The organism is Flavobacterium sp. YJ01 (genome assembly GCF_029320955.1).
Taxonomy (GTDB): Bacteria; Bacteroidota; Bacteroidia; order Flavobacteriales; family Flavobacteriaceae; genus Flavobacterium.
Map to the genome: position 1 here is coordinate 2,038,171 of NZ_CP119757.1, position 18,249 is coordinate 2,056,419.

The following is an 18,249-nucleotide window of genomic DNA, read 5'->3' on the forward strand; positions in this document are numbered from 1 at the left end:
TTATACCCAATGAACTTTTCTCTAACTTTTTATTTATTTAGTCAAATTTTGACTTTGTTTCTACTTTTGGCCAAGAATTATTTGTTACATCAATATCTGCCGTAAGCAATTTTGGATCAACTTGAATACTCTTAATTGCTTTAGTTGTAGCGTATACTTTTCTAGCAGATTCATTCCCTTTTCTCCAGATTTGCGCTGGATATTTGTAATTATCTTTTGTACCGTCTTCGTATGTAATTTCAACTAAAATTGGCATAATCATTCCGCCTGGTTTATTAAACTCTACTTCATAGAAATATTTAGGCGATTTGATACTTGCTTTTTCTTCAGCTGTAAAAGTCTGATCTACATAATCAGCTAAAGTTTTAAATTCTTCAACTTGTAATGCCTTTTTAGAAGAGGCTTTTACTTCTGCATTATCTCCAGCAACTAAATAAACAAAAGGTCCTTTTTCAAAACCAAAACGGCCTTTTCTAACTTTTACATTTTTAAGATCAGCAGTTGGCGTTTCTGAAACATAGTATTGTTTTACTTCTTTAATTCCGATATCTACGAAATCTGTTGAGTAGAACCAACCTCTCCAAAACCAATCCAAATCTACTGCCGAAGCGTCTTCCATCGTTCTAAAGAAATCTTCTGGAGTTGGATGTTTGAACTTCCATCTGTTTGCATACGTTTTAAAAGCGTGATCAAACAATTCTCTCCCCATAACTACTTCTCTCAAAATATTAAGACCTGTAGCTGGTTTTCCGTAAGCGTTATTTCCAAATTGGTGAATTGTTTCTGAATTCGACATAATTGGTTCCAAGAACTTTTGATCACCACTCATGTATGGAACAATATTTTTTGCCGGTCCTCTTCTAGAAGGAAAATTAGAATCTAATTCTTGTTCTGCCAAATATTCTAAAAATGAATTTAAACCTTCATCCATCCAAGTCCATTGACGCTCGTCTGAATTTACAATCATAGGAAAGAAAGTATGTCCAACTTCATGAATAACAACGCCAATCATTCCGTTTTTAACCTCTTTACTCGTTACGCCATTTTCGTCTGGACGACCATAATTCCAGCAAATCATTGGATATTCCATCCCTTGATCTTCTGCAGAAACTGAAACTGCTTTTGGATAAGGATAATCAAAAGTATGAGATGAATAGCTTTTTAAAGTATGCGCTACAACCATTGTAGACGTTTCTCCCCAAAGCGGATTTGATTCTTTCGGATAAACAGATTCTGCCATAACAGTTCTGTTTCCGATTTTTACAGCCATTGCATCGTAAATGAATTTTCTTGAAGAAGCAATTCCGAAATCACGAACATTTTTAGCACTAAATTTCCAAGTTTTTTTCTTTTCAGAAAAACCTTTTTCAGCCGCTTCTGCTTCTGCTTGCGTTACAATAACAACTGGTTTATCAAATGATTTTTGAGCTTGTTCGTATCTTTTTACTTGTTCTGCTGTAAAAACTTCGCTTCTATTCATCAATTCTCCAGTCGCATCAATTACGTGATCCGCAGGAACTGTAATGTTTACATCAAAATTTCCGAAAGGAAGAGCAAACTCTCCGCTTCCCCAAAACTGCATATTCTGCCATCCTTCAACATCATTATAAACTGCCATTCTTGGATAGAATTGCGCAATTACATATAATTTATTACCGTCTTTCTCGAATAATTCATATCCAGAACGACCGCCTTCTTTTCTGTAATTATTGATATTGTACCACCATTTTATTGAAAAAGAAATTTTTTCTCCAGGTTTTAAAGGCGAAGTCAAATTAATACGCATCATTGTCTCGTTGATCGTATACGACATCGCATTTCCTTTTGCATCTTTTACCTGCTCAATATTAAAACCGCGTTCTAAATCCTTCTTTAAATATTTAGAAGAAAACCCATCAAGTGGCAAAACCTGACTAATTTTATCACTTTCTGCTAGTGAAGTTTGTGTATTGGCTCTAGCCTGATTTTGATCTAATTGAATCCATAGATACTCTAAAGAATCTGGAGAATTATTGCTATATGTAATAACCTCAGATCCGCTTAATTTTGAATTTTTATCGTCTAATTCAATATCAATTTTGTAATCGGCTTGTTGCTGATAATAAGCTGGTCCTGGAGCACCAGAAGCGGTACGAAACATATTTGGAGTAGCCAATAAATCGTACATCTGGCTAAATTTGTTGGTATCGTATTTTCCTTGTTGTCTAACAGGGGCAGTTCCTGCGTTTTCTTGTGCAACTAAAAATGCAGGAAAAAGCAATAATAATGAAAGTTTTTTCATAAAAAGTTAAATGGTAATTTGTCAGGCTGTGAAAATAGTAATTAATACATAATTTCACGACTTCATTTAATATTTTAACACTTCTTTCCTTGAAGATTGTGTAAAAAGAACACTCTTTTTGGTATCAAATGCTGAAATATGTGTAATGTTTTGCTGTTCTGAGTTCCAATCCACTAAGATTGTATTCGAAATTTCTAATGTTTTAAACTTATCAATATCCTTAATTCTAGAATAACAAACCAGAACATCGCCCGCTTCGACTTCTTTAGATAAAAAAGTTATTTTTTTTGATTGACCATTTACTTTTATCAAAAAGTTTTCTGAAAGATATTTTTCGAATAAATCGAGATCTGCCTGTGTTTCTTTTTCGGTACCTACAAAAGTTTTTTTATGGTACTTTTTTTCCATCGCATTATTCAAATCATCAATAAAAATGCGCGAAGTTATCTGAATCATCTTTTTTTCGGCAACATAATTTACCTGAAAAACTCCGACATAAAATTTGTGAAAAGTAAATGCGGAAGACAATACAAATACAACCGCAAGAAAACAGTAAACTAATTTATTTTTCATTTTTGAGCAGAAGCCGCTTTCTTAAATTCTTTATTCTTGTTAATCATGAAATCTATCAATTGGAATTTCTGATCTGGATCAACCATTTGTTTTGAGTGCGGATCGTTGGAACAATACATTAAAAACAATTCGATTTCATCTTCTTTAAGACTTAATGTATTGGTATAAAAGTCTTTTGTAAAATTATCTTTCGCATATTCCACAAAAGCGATATCCGTTATTTCTTCGTCTTTTATGTCATCTTTTTTCTTAAGAAGTTTTTTGACATCTTTAAAAATACGAACAAAATCCATTCCGTATTTTATCGTTTGATCTGACATCATCGCATTGTTTTTTGCTGTAGATTGCTTATCATCTTCAAACTGCATATCTACAATACCTTGCGAACCGCCTCCAAGCGCTTTGACTTTTAATTCTTTATGAACAACAACTTCTTTAAGCTGATTATTTACTAAATCTAATTTTACCTTAAAAAGCACCTCAGCACAATCTTTCTCTGTTAAAATGATTTTTTTTGATTGAAATGCCAAACCAGAAAACAACAATGTATCTTTTGGCCGCGCCATAATATCAAATAAACCACCTGAACCAATAAATGTTCTGACATTGGCATTAATATTCATTACGTAACCACTTTCAATGGCTAAAAAGTCATTTAAAACTTGACCATGTAATGGCTTCCTTGAACCGTTTTGCCCTAATACAATTTGACAAAATAAGCAGACAACGAGTATTCCTAATTTATTTTTCATTTTCGAGAATTGTTAGATATTTTCTTGCTAGATCTGTGATTAAAAACATACTCATTGTTTTGTTTTTACTATTCAAAGATACAGCAAAATCGGCATCTTCCACACAAAATAATTGAAATCCTTTTATATCAGCAACCGGAATCTTCAATCTATCCGTGTAATAATTCTCTTCAAAAAGATATTCTAGTTTTCTAAAAAGCGCTTCTTTTTTCTCCACATTTACTTCTTTTTTCAGCATAGTAGTTCGACCTGAAATGGCATTCAAGAGTTTATCTACCGAAGTAGAAGTTGCCGTATAAACTTTTCTTTCTGCTGGAGTATATTTTTTTTGTCCGTATGGAATTATTCCTAAATTTTCAGCTGTGATATTTGCATTTTCATTAACTACAACCTCTTTCAATTCGACTTCTTTCGCTGTCATTTTAACAATTAAAATATTAGGATAAAAATCGCCAGATACAACTCTATGTTTCAATGGTTCAAGGTTTACAGCAGAAAAAACCAAAACATCTCCTTCTTTAACCTGCATCGAAAAATTACCTTCAGAATCTGAAACGGTTGCTACTTGAGTCGCGTTATTGATAATATTAATTCCTTCAATTGGTGTAGAATGTTCTACTACTTTCCCAACCAGCTGTTTTAAATCATTTTTTTGTCCAAAACAGATTTGAACTAATAAAACCAGAACAATTATAGATATGTTTTTACTTATTTTCACTAGAAATTATTTCTTTATACTTGACAGCCAATTCTCCTAGAAGAAACTCCGTCGAAGTTTTATTTTTTGAATTTAAAACCGTGCAAAATTCGTTGTTTTCAATCACAAAAAGTTTAAATTCATTTACATTTTCTTTGGCTATTTGCAACTTTTGAACAAAGTAGACATCATCAAACAAATAACCTAATTTGAGAAGATTTTTTTCCTTTTTCTCAATCTCTACATTTGCTTTTAATCGTTTTGTTCTTCCATTAATTTTATTGATTAACGGATCAAGCTGCATCGATCCTCCTAAAAGACCTAATAACATTATCGGTTTAAAATCTCCCGCTGTCGCTAATTGCCTTTCTGCCTGCGAATATTTTTTCTGTCCTTTAGGAATTATACCTAAATTTTCAGCCGTTATAGCAGTATTTTCGTCAACAATAACTTCTTGCAATTCAAGCTCTTTTATTGTCATTTCGATTAACAATTCTGAAGATCTTAAATCATCTTTTGTAATTCGTCTTTTTAAAGGATTCAAATTAACAGCTGAAAAAACCAAAATTTCATTTTCTTTTACTGAAATTGAAAAATCACCTTGCGAATCTGAAATCGTAGATATTTGCGAATTATTATTGATTACATTAACCCCTTCAACTGGTTTAGAACTTAAAACTATCTTTCCATGCAACAGCTTTAATTCTGTCTGTCCAAAACCAGTTTGAACAAAAAACAGAAAAAAAACAGCAGATATGGCTTTACTTGTTTCCAACGGCAAGCATTTCTTTATATTTTACCGCTAACTCGCCCAACAAGAATTCTGTCGAAGTTTTATTTTTCGAATTTAAAATTACTGTAAACTTGTCGTTTTCTATTGCATAATATTCAAATCCTTTTACATATTCCGCAGGAATTTTTAATCTGTCAATAAAATGTTCCAAACTAAACATATTTTCTAAAAGCCTCATTAAAAACTCTTTTTTCTCTACAGCCACTTCCTTTTTTAACATCGCTGTTCTTCCTGAGAAAAAATTAAGCAAAGGATCAGCAGAAATAGATCCACCCACCATTCCGCCTCCATTTGCAGTTGCATTCAATGCCGTTGCCGTATGCAATTTTCTTTCTGCTTCAGTATATTTTTTCTGACCATAAGGTATTACACCTAAACTTTCTGCACTGATATTATCATATTTTTTAATAACAACTTCTTGCAGCTGATACATGACCATATTTAGTTTTACAGCAAAATTAAGATTCGAAAAATCTTCTGATTTTAATAAAACTCTTTTTTCTTTATAACTTATAGAAGAAAAAACCAAAACATCATCTGGTTTTGCTAAAATCGAAAAAGATCCAGAAGTATCTGTTGTAACAGTTTCTTCTGTCTGAGCATTAATTACATAGATACCGCTCAAATCTGAAGTATTTGATTCGACTTTTCCATTTATAACAGATCGATCTTGTACTTGAGAGATACAAGTTTGCGCCACTAAAACAACTAAAAAGAAAGTAATTTTCTGAATCAAAATGAAATAAATTAAAAATATTCTTAAAACGGTAAAAATATCTCAATACGCTCCAAATTTAATATTAACGACTTGGTAAAAAAATGTTAATTAAAATTTTGAAAATCCACATAAAAACAGACTTTTTAATACCTTTAACAAACAAATTACCATTTTATAAATCATGAAAAGCATTATCATCGCAAGCACCTCAACTTTGCACGGAGGTGGATATTTAGAATACATTTTACCTGTTTTACAATCGCATTTTAAAAATTGCAAAAGCATTTTGTTTATTCCTTACGCGCGTCCTAGCGGTATTTCGCACGACGAATACACACAGAAAGCTAAAGAAGCATTTGCAAAAATAGACATCGAAGTTAAAGGAATTCACGAATTTGAAAATCCGCAAGATGCTGTAAAAAATGCAGAAGGAATTTTTACAGGCGGAGGAAACACATTTTTATTGGTTACTCAGCTTTACAGAAACAATATCATGCAGTTACTTTCTGAAACTGTAAAAAATGGCACGCCTTATTTAGGATCAAGCGCCGGAAGCAATATTTGCGGATTATCGATGCAAACCACAAACGATATGCCTATCATTTATCCGCCAAGTTTCCAGACTTTAGGATTAATCCCTTTCAACTTAAATCCGCATTATTTAGACGCAGATTTGCAATCTAAACATATGGGAGAAACCCGCGAAACTAGAATTAAAGAATTTCATGCTTTTAATTCGATTCCCGTTTTAGGTTTAAGAGAAGGAAGCTGGCTAGAAGTTAAAGGAGAAAAAATCACTTTGAAAGGAGATTTGTCAGCGCGTTTATTCCAACAAAATAAAACTCCAATTGAACTAGAAGCTGAAAGTGATTTAAGCAACCTGAACTAATATCTAAACCATGTAAGTTATATAAGTTCATTTAAAAAAGGTTTGAACCAAAACTTAATTTACTTAAATAACTTACATGGTTTAAAAAAAGAATAAAAACAAAAAAGCCTCAAACATTGTTTGAGGCTTTTGAAGAGCGAAAGACGAGGCTCGAACTCGCGACAACCAGCTTGGAAGGCTGGAGCTCTACCAACTGAGCTACTTTCGCATTAACAGGGTGCAAATATAAACAATTTTAATCTTTAAAAAAATAAAAATCTAAAAATTATTTATTTTTAGAGCGAAAGACGAGGCTCGAACTCGCGACAACCAGCTTGGAAGGCTGGAGCTCTACCAACTGAGCTACTTTCGCATTGGTGGTGCAAATATAAAAAGAAAGTTCAGTTCAAAACAAGCTTTTTCGCAAAAAAATTCAAGAAAAAACAACAATTATTTATAACTTATTTAAAATTAAAAAGTTATAAAAGTAATATTTTTCAAAAAAAATCATGATTACAATTAAAGAAATTACATCAAAAGAAACTTTTATTGTTCGTTAGTTATTTTTAAAAGCAGAAAAACCAATAGAAAGCCGTATCTTCGAAGGAGATGATTTAGAAACAATACATTATTTTCGGATAATTTGTTAATAAAAAATTAATAGGAATTACTTCCTTGTTTCAAAAAATCAACACTATATTTGCCGAGCAAAATCAAGACCAAATTCTTGGAATGCCAGTTTTAGAAACGCATCAAAAATGAGATTTGGAGAGACTTTCGTCAAACATTGCAAAACCTACTGCAATGCAAACAAAGTTGATTTGATTTGGTTTAACGCCAGAACGGCAGCTGTTGGCTTTTATCAAAAATTGAATTATCAACCCCCAGATAAATCATTTGATATTAAGGACGTCGGCGAACATTATTTGATGTTTAAAAAATTACAAGAATGAAAAAACTTTACTTTTTATTGGTAATATGTATTGTTATGGGTTGTAAAAAAGACACGCCCAAACCAGTTCCTGCTGCCCCTAAAAAAGCACCAGCAATTATACTTACTGATGAAAGAAAAGTAGATATTGATACCGCTATAATTGGCGCTTATAAAAGCGAAACTCTGAAACAATTTTATATCGCTTCTGAAAACCAAACCGTTTGGGGCAATCTTCAGAAGAGAAAATACGTTTTAGCTCAATTAGAAAAATCAGAAGAATTAGGTTTAAATCCTGAAGATTATAAGGCATCTCAACTGAAAAAATTTGAAACTAGAATAAGTTCTCTAAGCGATAAAGATTTAGCAACTTATGATATTTTGCTGACTTATAATTTTGAAAAATACCTAAATGATTTATACAGAGGAAAACTAGATCCTAAGAAACTTTATGGTAATTGGGATCTCGATGAAAAGGCATTTGATGTAAATAATGTTTTAATTAAAGCTTTTAATAAAAACAAATTAGACAGCATTGTTGACAATATTCAGCCAAAAACCCAAACTTACAAACAGCTTTTAAAAGCACTTGAAATCATCAATGCTTTTCCTGACGATGAGATCAAAACAATCGAATCGGTAGAAAAAATTGTTTTAAACGATACCAATTCCGCTTTAATAAATATTAAAAAAAGATTACGCTATTGGAACGATCTTACCGGAAGAGATAGCCTTACAAAGATATATGACAGCAAAACTTTTGAAGCTGTTAAAAAATTTCAGGAAAGACACGGTTTGGCCGCAGACGGAGTTATTGGAGTTGGAACAATTAAAGCATTGAATTATTCGAAAGAACAAAGAAAAGAACAGATTATTGCCAATTTAGAGCGTTGGAGATGGTACCCAAATGAATTTGCAGAGAATTATTTCATTATAAATATTCCCGATTACAGCCTTAATGTTGTAGAAAATCAAGACACTACTTTAGTTCGAAATGTTGTGGTTGGAACAAGCAAAAGAAGAACACCTATTATTACTTCGGTTTTAAAAACAGTGGTTTTTAATCCGACTTGGACAGTTCCTCCAACAATTTTGAAAGAAGATGTTGTTCCTGCAATGAAACGAAATCGAAATTATTTATCTAAAAAGAATATCACTATTTATGATTCTTCTGGAAATGTTGTCGATCCTGTTAATTGGAACGAAAACAAACCAAACAATTATCGCTACGTCCAAAGTCCTGGGTATTCTAATTCGTTAGGTTTAATGAAAATTTTATTTCCAAATCATCATAGCGTTTATCTTCACGACACCAATCATCGTAACATTTTTGGACGAAATAATCGTTCTATGAGTTCTGGATGTGTACGTGTTGAAAATCCGCTAGAATTGGCGCAACACATTTTGGATGTAGATGGTAACTGGCCACAAGATAGAATTGACACCATCATAGCGACTAAAAAAACAATGAGCTTTAAAATCACTAAAAAATATGCATTATATCAGTGGTATTGGACAGCTTGGAGCAAAAAAAATCAGCTCCTTTTTAGAGCTGATATTTATAATCTAGATTCGGATTTATATGCTAAATTAAGAAATTAGCCTCTCTTCCATCGCGAAACTTCTTGATGGATGATAAATATATAAACACGATTTATCTTTTATTAATTGAATGATTTCATTTGTCAACTCAACCGGAAGCGCAGGACAACCTTGACTTCTTCCTAATCTTTTATGATCTCTAATAAATGACTCAGATACATAATCTGCACCGTGCATTACAACACCTCTTTCGCGAGCATTATCATTTACACCATTTTCTAAACCATCTAAACGAAGAGATGCACCATGTTTTCCTTGGTAGATTTCTCCCGTTGCATAAAATCCTAAACTGCTTTTGAAAGAAGAATTAAGATTTGAAAATGCTGAAGCAAATTCTTCTCCAGTATTTCTACCGTGTGCAACAAGCGAATTGTATAAAATGGTATTTGTTGTCAAATCAATAACCCACAGACGTTTTGTATTTGATGACAAACTAAAATCAATAAGAGTCAAGATATTTTTCTTGATAACTCCTCTCTCTTTCAACAAATAAAATCCCTTTAAAGCTTCCGAAAAAGTTTTAAGTTCTGGCATTTTAAAATTGTTTGAATTTAGGGCACTGTAAACGCTTTCGATTTTTGAATCAACAGTTACTTTTTCAACTTTAGCAATCGTTTTTTCAGTCGCGTTCTTTTTTAGATCGGCAGTGTTTTTAGAATCTTTTGCAAAAGATAACAGCAAAAACACAAATAACGGATAAATCTTGTAAATCATTGAAATTCTTTAGGTTAAACAAAAATTTGGGTAAGGCAAAAGTAGAAAAAATTCGTCCCTTGCAAAATACAACCCTGATTTTCAGGCGTTTTTTGCCTAAACTTTAACATTATTAACATAAATATGCCGATTCTGTAAGATTTTTTCTTATGGTTAAAAACTTAACATTTTGAGGAATTTTCTTAAGAAATTCAAAAAAAAGTGGGAATTTTGAAACTTAAACTGTAACAAGTAAAACAAAATCAAGTCTATATTTCATAAATTAATGTGCCTGTGAAGGTATTTTGCATCAAAAACTTTAATGAAAAAAGTAATTGTCTTTTATTTTATTTTATTCTCAATTTGGAATTACGGCCAGAAAAAAACAATTCAGGCCACACTAACTCCACAAAGCATTTCTATTGACGGAAAACTAGACGAAATTGCTTGGCAAAATGCGCCAATTGCTACAGATTTTGTGATGTTGGATCCAGACAATGGAAAAGCAATTCCGCAAGAAAAAAGAACAGAAGTTAAAGTGATATATGATAATGATGCGGTCTATATCGGTGCGATGATGTATGATAACGAGCCTTCTAAAATATTAAAAGAAATTTCGCAACGGGACAATTTTGGTACGGCAGATTTATTTGGCGTTTTCATAAACGGATTTAACGACGGACAGCAGGATTTTATGTTTTATGTTTCTGCCGCCGATGTTCAAGGAGATTGCATTATGACAGACGCAAATGGCGAAGATTATTCGTGGGACGCCGTTTGGATTAGCAAAGCTTCATTAACTGAAAACGGATGGATTGTTGAAATTAAAATTCCGTATTCTGCCTTACGTTTTTCGCCAGAAAACAAACAAACTTGGGGGATTAATTTTTTTAGAGAAATAAAACGCGAACGTTACAAATACACTTGGAATTTTGTAGACGGAAAAATAGGCAGTTTTACACAACAAGCAGGAATTTTACAAGGAATTGAAAACATCAAACCTCCTACTCGATTGTTTTTAATGCCTTATGCATCGTATTATTTGAACGCAGCTGACGGCCAAAAAACATACGGAACTATTAAGGGAGGAATTGATATTAAATACGGAATTAATGATGCTTTTACCGTAGATGCGATTTTAATTCCAGATTTTGGACAAACAAAATATGACGATCAAATATTAAATCTTGGACCTTTTGAACAGCAGTTTAATGAAAACAGAGCCTTTTTTACAGAAGGAACCGATTTATTCAGCAAAGGAAAAATGTTCTATTCTAGAAGAATTGGCGGAGTGCCTTCGGTAGATCCGGAATTAAACGAAAACGAAGAAATCAGCGAAATGCCACAAGCTGTTAATCTTTTAAACGCTTTAAAATTATCAGGCAGAACCAAAGGCGGATTAGGAATTGGGATTTTAAATGCTGTAACCGAAAAAACTTTTGCCGTTATAAAAGACACTATTTCCGGAGAAACCAGAAGAGAAGTTGTAGAACCACTTACCAATTATAATGTTTTGGTTTTGGATCAGCGTTTTCGAAAAAATTCTTCGGTTACTTTAATTAATACAAATGTTAGCCGAAACGGTCATTTTAGAGATGCAAATGTGACTGGTTTGGCTTGGGATTTAAACACAAAAGCCAATACTTATAGTTTGTTTGGAAACGTAAAATACAGTTTCATAAATGATGTTCAAGACAAAACCGGTTTATATTCTACGGTAACTTTTGCAGAAACTAGCGGAAATTACCGATATAGTTTTGGAACTGATTTTGTAACTAAAGATTTCGATCCCAATGATTTGGGAATTAATTTCTACACTAATTATTACAACTTTTACGGAAATGCCAACTATAGAATTCTTAATCCAACTAAGCGTTTCAATACTTTTCGGGTAAACTATAATATGTATACGGAATTCAATAAAGAATCTGGAAAATTACAAGACAATAGTATTAATGCAAATTTGAATTTAACAACCATAAAAAACAATTATTACGGAACTGGAATCACTTTTTACCCTTTTGAGACCTATGATTATTATGAGCCTCGTACCGACAACAGATATGTTGCGATTCCGAGAAGAATAGAAACTTGGGGAAGTATTTCAACCAACTATAATCACGCATTTGCAATAGACTTAAACGGAACTTTTAATGTTTTTGATGAATCTGAAAGAATTTCATACGGTTTTGATATTGGGCCGAGATACCGTTTTAGCGACAAATTATTGCTAACCTATTTCTTTAGCTTTTTTAGAAAAAACAATAACAAGGGTTATATCGATCAAATAGACGATGACAATAATTCAAACACACCAAATGATATAATTTTTGCCAACCGAAATGTAATTACCTATTCTAACACTTTAGGCGGAAAATATGCTGTAAATAGTACTATGACAATTAATCTTGCTATTCGCCAATATTGGTCGTATGCAGATAATAAAGATATTTTAATGTTAGAGCCAAATGGCGATTTAAGTTCTTATCCGCAATATACAAACAATAAAAACTCAAGCTTTTATTCCTGGAATGCAGATTTATCTTATTCTTGGTGGTTTGCACCTGGAAGTCAGCTTTCTGCTTTGTACAGAAATAATGCTGCTAATTTTGAACGAATTATAGATAAAGATTTTAAACACAATGTTTCTGGGCTTTTAAATAATGACGCTCTAAAACACATTTTTTCTATCAGCGTAAAATATTTTATTGACTATAACGCCGTCAAAAATAAAGTCAGAAAAAGAGTTTAGCGTGAATAAATTTTAAAAAATAAAGATTTCTATAATTAATTTAATATTTTTTGTTACACTTCATTTTATAAAATATAAATGTCACAAAGCTTTCTCTTCAAAGTTTAGAAATGCCTTATATTTGTAGAAAACAAAAAGTAATGAACAAAAAAGTTATCCTTATGATTTTAGACGGTTGGGGAAAATCTCCCGACCCTAAAGTATCTGCAATAGACAATGCAAATGTTCCTTTTATAAACAGTCTATACAAAAATTACCCAAGTGCACAACTTAGAACCGACGGATTAAATGTTGGTTTGCCTGAAGGTCAAATGGGAAACAGCGAGGTTGGACACATGAACCTTGGTGCCGGAAGAATTGTATATCAGGATTTAGCCAAAATAAATTTAGCAGTAGAACATAAAACACTTGCAAAGGAACAAGTGCTAATTGATGCTTTTACTTACGCTAAAGACAATAATAAAAAAGTACACTTTTTAGGATTAGTTTCAGACGGTGGTGTTCACTCACATACTTCACACCTTCGCGGATTAATTGATGCGTCTCAAGAATATGGTTTAGATCAGGTGTATGTTCACGCTTTTACAGACGGACGTGACGTTGACCCTAAATCTGGCGGAAAATACATTCACGATTTAGAAGACTATATTAAAGATACTCCAGTAAAAATTGCTTCTATCGTTGGACGTTACTATGCAATGGATCGTGACAAACGTTGGGAGCGTGTAAAATTAGCTTACGACCTTGTTGTTAACGGTGTTGGAACTCCATCAAGAAATGCTGTTGCAAGTGTACTTGACAGCTATGCAAAAGATGTAACCGACGAATTTATCGAACCCGTTGTTATTGTTGATGAAAATGCAAAACCGCTTGCTACAATTGTTGAAGGCGATGTTGTTATCTTTTTTAATTTTAGAACAGATAGAGGTCGTGAACTTACAGAAGCACTTTCTCAGCATGATTTCCACGAGCAAAACATGCACAAATTAAACTTGTATTATGTAACATTGACGAACTACGACGAAACGTACCAAAACGTAAAAGTAGTTTACAACAAAGATAATATTACAGAAACGCTTGGTGAAGTTTTAGAAAAAGCAGGCAAAAAACAAATCAGAATTGCTGAAACGGAGAAATATCCTCACGTAACTTTCTTCTTCTCTGGCGGAAGAGAAGTTCCTTTTGTTGGTGAAGAAAGAATTTTGAGAAACTCTCCAAAAGTTGCAACTTACGATTTAAAACCAGAAATGAGCGCTTACGAACTTACAGACGCTCTTGTTCCTGAATTAAACAAAGGCGAAGTTGATTTTGTTTGTTTGAATTTTGCCAACGGAGATATGGTTGGTCACACCGGAATTATGGAAGCTGCCATTAAAGCTTGTGAAGCTGTTGATGCTTGCGCAAAACGAGTTATCGAAGCCGCTCTTGCAAACGATTATACAACAATTGTAATTGCCGATCACGGAAACTGTGAAACGATGATCAACCCTGACGGTTCTCCAAATACAGCGCACACCACAAACCCAGTGCCGATTATTTTAGTTGACAAACAATTGAAAAACATTCAAGATGGTGTTTTAGGTGATATTGCTCCAACAATTTTAGAATTGATGGGCGTTCAGCAGCCAAATGCAATGACTTGTCATTCTTTATTATAATTTTTCAAACCATATAAGTGATATAAGTTCATTTAAATAGAACTTAAAAAAATCTCGCAAAGACGCTAAGTCGCAAAGAAATTTATAAACTTTGCGTCTCTGCGACTTTGCGAGAACTATTTTGTAGCAGATTGTAAAGCTTAAAAATGTTCGAGTCCCATAATTTCTTTTGTGATTTTATTTTCGCAAAGAAAAAACTACGAATTTATATTTACTTATATCACTTATATGGTTTAAAAAACATAATGATAAAGCTGTTCAACTCCATAAATCACAAGTCCAATAAAACCTCCAACCAAAGTTCCGTTGATTCTAATATATTGAAGATCTTTTCCGATTTCTAATTCTAATTTTTCTGAAACTTCTTTTCCATCCCAAGATTTTACAGTTGACGAAATTAAATCTCCAATTACTTTTTTATTATTTAGAAGAACTGACAACAAATCAATTTTAATAAAATTGTTGATTTTGTCAATCATAACAGAATCTTCTTTAATTCCGTTTCCAAAAGTTTGAATTAAATTTGAAATACTATTTTTTATTGAAGATTCTTCTCCTTTATCCAAATCATTTGAGATTGAAAGTTTTATTTCGTCCCAAATTCCGTTAATGTAATCCTGAACTTCTTTTTTTCCGACAAAACCTAAAATCATATCGTTGATTTTAACTCTCATTTCTTCGGAGTTTTTTACTTTTTCTAAGAAATTAAAAATATACTCATCAATTTTCAGCCTTACAGCACTTTCTGGCTTTTTAGCTTCGTTTAAGAAATCCTGTAAACCATTAAATACGCCTTCTGTAATGCTTTTATCAGCCAATCCAAAGCTTAAAAGTGGAGTTGAAGCTTTCACTTTCTGTCTGATTAAATCTTTATTATTGGTCAATTCTGCACTCATTACTTCAAGAAGGTTGGTCAGCATTTGATTTTTCAAATCGCCTTTCTGCAAAGGTTCTAACGCAACTGCAACCCAATTTCCAAAGTTTATTCCTTCCATTTTTTCTTTGAATTGAACTTGAATAAACCTCTTAACATCTTCATCTTTTATCGTTCTTAAAATTCCTGGAATAATATTTACAGCGACAGCATTCGCAATTTTATCGGCATTTTCTTTTTGCGAAAGCCAATCTGAAGCTTTAGTTGCAAAATTGAATTCGTCCAATTTAATTTCTAATTTCTCTCGATTCAGGAATTCCTCAGAAACAAAATTTCCTAGATTCTCTCCTATTTCATTTTTTTTGGTTGGAATAATTGCGGTGTGCCAAATCGGAATTCCCATCGGATGGCGGAACAAAGCCACAACAGCAAACCAATCGGCAATTCCGCCTACCATCGCTGCTTCGCTAAAAGCCTGAAGTATTGAGATTTTAAAATAAATTGCGATGATAAACAACAGTACCGCAAAACCTAAAAGAGCCAAAGCATTTCTCTTCATTTTCTTCAGAGCTTTAACTTTAGATATATCGTGATCTATAATAGTTTCCATGATTATAAACGTTTTTACTACTAATTTATGGCTTTTTTCTGAAACAGTTTAACTCAATTGATTCTTTTGATAGCCACGAATTCACGAATTTTCTTCAAAAATTAATTAATTGATTTGTGAAATATCTTTTTTAAAATTTTTGTTTCGAGATAATTCGTGAATTCGTGGCGAAAAATTTTAATTAAAAATTGTACTTTTGCGAACTGAAAAATGGAAAAAATATGATTATCCAAAAAACTAGAGAGGAAATCGAATTAATGCGCGAAAGTGCTTTAATCGTATCAAAAACATTAGGAATGATTGCTTCTGAAATTAAAGAAGGAGTTACAACATTATATCTTGACAAATTAGCGGAAGAATTTATTCGTGATCACGGTGCTGTCCCAAGTTTTCTTGGATTGTACGATTTTCCGAATTCGCTTTGCATGAGTCCAAACGCTCAGGTTGTTCACGGTATTCCTAATAATGTTCCTCTTAAAAGTGGCGATGTTATTTCGGTTGACTGTGGTGCTTTTAAAAATGGTTTCCACGGAGATCACGCATACAGTTTCGAAATTGGAGAAGTTGCACCAGAAGTTAAAAAACTTTTGCGTGTTACTAAAGAATCTCTCTACGTTGGAATTAGAGAATTTAAAGCTGGAAATCGCGTGGAAGATGTTGGAAATGCGATTCAGAAATATACCGAAGCTCACGGTTACGGAGTTGTTCGTGAATTGGTTGGACATGGTGTTGGGCAAAAAATGCATGAAGAACCAGAAATGCCAAACTACGGAAAACGCGGACGAGGAAAAATGTTTGTTGAAGGAATGGTGGTTGCCATCGAACCTATGATTAACATGGGAACAAGAAACATCAAACAACTTAAAGACGGCTGGACAATTCTGACCGCTGATGGAAAACCAAGCGCGCATTTTGAGCACGATGTAGCTTTAGTTGATGGAAAACCAGAATTATTATCGACTTTCCAATACATCTACAAAGCGTTAGGAATCGAAAGCAACGAAGAAGACGAATTCAGACAAATACCACTTATTCTATAACACTAATTTCACGAATTATCACGGATTAGTGTTACAGTAAAAATTACACTAAAACGAAATAAAAATAATGAGTGAATTGTATTTAAGAGAAGAGTCCTATAAAATTATTGGGATTTGTATGGAAGTCCATAAAATATTAGGAAAAGGACATAGTGAAAAAGTTTATGGCGACGCTTTAGAATATGAATTTCAACGAAATCATATTCCTTATAATAGAGAATTAAGATATAATATTGCCTACAAAGACATCATATTACCAAGTTATTATTTTGCAGACTTTGTTATTTTTGGTGAAATTATATTAGAACTAAAAGCAATTGCAACATTAACAACAGGAGAAATCAAGCAAACATTAAATTATTTAGCGGCATCAAAAAATAAATTAGGCTTATTAGTCAATTTTGGAGAAGACAGCCTTAAATACAAAAGAATAATACTTTAAACCAAATCAAAAGTTCGTGAAATTTCACCACAACATTAATCCGTGTAAATTTGTGAAATTCGTGTTCAAATTTATTTAACTGTGAAGAAACTATTTAAATTAGTCCTTAATACAATACCACGTCCATTATTAATTCGTTTGAGTTATGTGGCGCGTCCGATTTTAGCATTATCTCTAAAAGGAAGCAAATATACTGATCCTATTGACGGGAGAAGTTTTAGATCTTTTTTACCTTACGGATACGGAAAACAACGCAATAATGTACTTTCACCAAGTACACTTTCTTTAGAAAGACACCGTTTACTTTGGTTATATTTAAAAGATCAGACAGATTTTTTTACTGCACCAAAAAAGATATTGCATTTTGCTCCAGAACAAGCTTTTTACAAAAGATTTCGCAAACAGAAAAATCTTGATTACACCACGACCGATTTACTTTCGCCTTTGGCCGATGTAAAAGCAGACATCTGTAATTTACCTTTCAAAGACAATGAATATGACGTTATTTTATGTAATCACGTTTTAGAACATATTCCAGACGATACAAAAGCGATGCAGGAATTATATCGTGTTTTAAAACCTGGCGGAATGGCAATTCTTCAAATTCCACAAGATTTATCTCGCGAAGTTACTTTTGCAGATGACTCGATTACAGATCAGAAAGAACGCGCAAAAATCTTCGGACAATACGATCACGTTCGTGTTTACGGCCGTGATTATTTTGATAAATTAAGAAGCATAGGTTTTATTGTTATTGAAGAAGATTACACTAACAAAATTACACCAGAATTGGTAGAAAAATACTGTTTGGCAAAAGGCGAAATTATTCCGCTTTGCTTTAAACAGGAAAACTAATTTTTTCACTATATAAGTGATACAAGTTCATTTAAAAGGAGTTTTCAAATTATTATTATTTTGAAAACTCCTTTTATTTTTTGCCCAAATCTAAATTATAAGCCTAACCA

15 protein-coding genes and 2 tRNA genes are annotated in these 18,249 nt (G+C 32.6%); 7 read left to right on the top strand and 10 right to left on the bottom strand.

Annotated elements, in window-relative coordinates:
- Positions 1–37: 37 nt before the first annotated feature.
- The 6 genes from P0R33_RS08950 to P0R33_RS08975 all read right to left on the bottom strand — a co-directional run bounded on the left by P0R33_RS08950 (position 38) and on the right by P0R33_RS08975 (position 5,832).
- Complete coding sequence (locus P0R33_RS08950) at positions 38–2,281, bottom strand: M1 family metallopeptidase (protein WP_276175110.1); 2,244 nt, start codon at positions 2,279–2,281, stop codon at positions 38–40.
- Positions 2,282–2,347: 66 nt separating this feature from the next.
- Positions 2,348–2,854: a DUF6702 family protein gene (locus tag P0R33_RS08955; protein ID WP_276175111.1), complete on the bottom strand. Its 507-nt coding sequence runs from the start codon at positions 2,852–2,854 to the stop codon at positions 2,348–2,350.
- The gene (locus tag P0R33_RS08960) at positions 2,851–3,606 is read right to left on the bottom strand and encodes a hypothetical protein (protein WP_276175112.1); all 756 of its coding nucleotides are present in this window, start codon (positions 3,604–3,606) and stop codon (positions 2,851–2,853) included. The genes P0R33_RS08955 and P0R33_RS08960 overlap by 4 nt, the downstream gene beginning before the upstream one ends.
- The gene (locus tag P0R33_RS08965) at positions 3,596–4,324 is read right to left on the bottom strand and encodes a carboxypeptidase-like regulatory domain-containing protein (RefSeq protein WP_276175113.1); all 729 of its coding nucleotides are present in this window, start codon (positions 4,322–4,324) and stop codon (positions 3,596–3,598) included. The genes P0R33_RS08960 and P0R33_RS08965 overlap by 11 nt, the downstream gene beginning before the upstream one ends.
- Complete coding sequence (locus P0R33_RS08970) at positions 4,311–5,078, bottom strand: carboxypeptidase-like regulatory domain-containing protein (protein WP_276175114.1); 768 nt, start codon at positions 5,076–5,078, stop codon at positions 4,311–4,313. Before P0R33_RS08970 ends, P0R33_RS08965 begins: the two co-directional genes overlap by 14 nt.
- A complete protein-coding gene (locus tag P0R33_RS08975) occupies positions 5,065–5,832 on the bottom strand; it encodes a carboxypeptidase-like regulatory domain-containing protein (RefSeq protein WP_276175115.1) in 768 nt (255 codons plus the stop codon). Before P0R33_RS08975 ends, P0R33_RS08970 begins: the two co-directional genes overlap by 14 nt.
- 163 nt (positions 5,833–5,995) lie before the next feature.
- Between P0R33_RS08975 and pepE the strand changes: the two genes are divergently transcribed.
- The gene (gene pepE, locus P0R33_RS08980; RefSeq protein ID WP_276175116.1) at positions 5,996–6,703 is read left to right on the top strand and encodes a dipeptidase PepE; all 708 of its coding nucleotides are present in this window, start codon (positions 5,996–5,998) and stop codon (positions 6,701–6,703) included.
- A 135-nt stretch (positions 6,704–6,838) separates the two neighbouring features.
- On the opposite strand, the gene P0R33_RS08985 is transcribed toward pepE, so the two are convergent.
- Positions 6,839–6,911 (bottom strand) — tRNA-Gly (locus tag P0R33_RS08985).
- Positions 6,912–6,982: 71 nt separating this feature from the next.
- Positions 6,983–7,055, bottom strand: a tRNA-Gly gene (locus tag P0R33_RS08990).
- Positions 7,056–7,631: 576 nt separating this feature from the next.
- Here P0R33_RS08990 and P0R33_RS08995 point away from each other — a divergent pair.
- Positions 7,632–9,215 carry a L,D-transpeptidase family protein gene (locus P0R33_RS08995; RefSeq protein ID WP_276175117.1) on the top strand — a complete coding sequence of 528 codons (1,584 nt, stop codon included), beginning with the start codon at positions 7,632–7,634 and terminating at the stop codon, positions 9,213–9,215.
- Here P0R33_RS08995 and P0R33_RS09000 read toward each other — a convergent pair.
- Positions 9,204–9,929 carry a murein L,D-transpeptidase catalytic domain family protein gene (locus P0R33_RS09000; protein ID WP_276175118.1) on the bottom strand — a complete coding sequence of 242 codons (726 nt, stop codon included), beginning with the start codon at positions 9,927–9,929 and terminating at the stop codon, positions 9,204–9,206. The genes P0R33_RS08995 and P0R33_RS09000 overlap by 12 nt on opposite strands.
- Positions 9,930–10,230: 301 nt before the next feature.
- Between P0R33_RS09000 and P0R33_RS09005 the strand changes: the two genes are divergently transcribed.
- On the top strand, positions 10,231–12,660 hold the full coding sequence (locus tag P0R33_RS09005) for a DUF5916 domain-containing protein (protein ID WP_276175119.1): 2,430 nt from the start codon (positions 10,231–10,233) through the stop codon (positions 12,658–12,660).
- 140 nt (positions 12,661–12,800) lie between these two features.
- Positions 12,801–14,318: a 2,3-bisphosphoglycerate-independent phosphoglycerate mutase gene (gene gpmI / locus P0R33_RS09010; RefSeq protein ID WP_276175120.1), complete on the top strand. Its 1,518-nt coding sequence runs from the start codon at positions 12,801–12,803 to the stop codon at positions 14,316–14,318.
- Between the two features lie 233 nt (positions 14,319–14,551).
- Here gpmI and P0R33_RS09015 read toward each other — a convergent pair whose 3' ends face one another.
- Positions 14,552–15,802, bottom strand: a complete 1,251-nt coding sequence (locus tag P0R33_RS09015) for a DUF445 domain-containing protein (RefSeq protein ID WP_276175121.1) — start codon at positions 15,800–15,802, stop codon at positions 14,552–14,554.
- A gap of 221 nt (positions 15,803–16,023) precedes the next feature.
- On the opposite strand from P0R33_RS09015, the gene map reads away from it, so the two are divergent.
- The 3 genes from map to P0R33_RS09030 all read left to right on the top strand — a co-directional run bounded on the left by map (position 16,024) and on the right by P0R33_RS09030 (position 18,139).
- On the top strand, positions 16,024–16,842 hold the full coding sequence (map, locus tag P0R33_RS09020; protein ID WP_276175122.1) for a type I methionyl aminopeptidase: 819 nt from the start codon (positions 16,024–16,026) through the stop codon (positions 16,840–16,842).
- Between the two features lie 67 nt (positions 16,843–16,909).
- Complete coding sequence (locus P0R33_RS09025; protein ID WP_229354419.1) at positions 16,910–17,284, top strand: GxxExxY protein; 375 nt, start codon at positions 16,910–16,912, stop codon at positions 17,282–17,284.
- 81 nt (positions 17,285–17,365) lie between these two features.
- A complete protein-coding gene (locus tag P0R33_RS09030) occupies positions 17,366–18,139 on the top strand; it encodes a class I SAM-dependent methyltransferase (RefSeq protein WP_276175123.1) in 774 nt (257 codons plus the stop codon).
- The last annotated feature ends 110 nt before the right edge of the window (positions 18,140–18,249 follow it).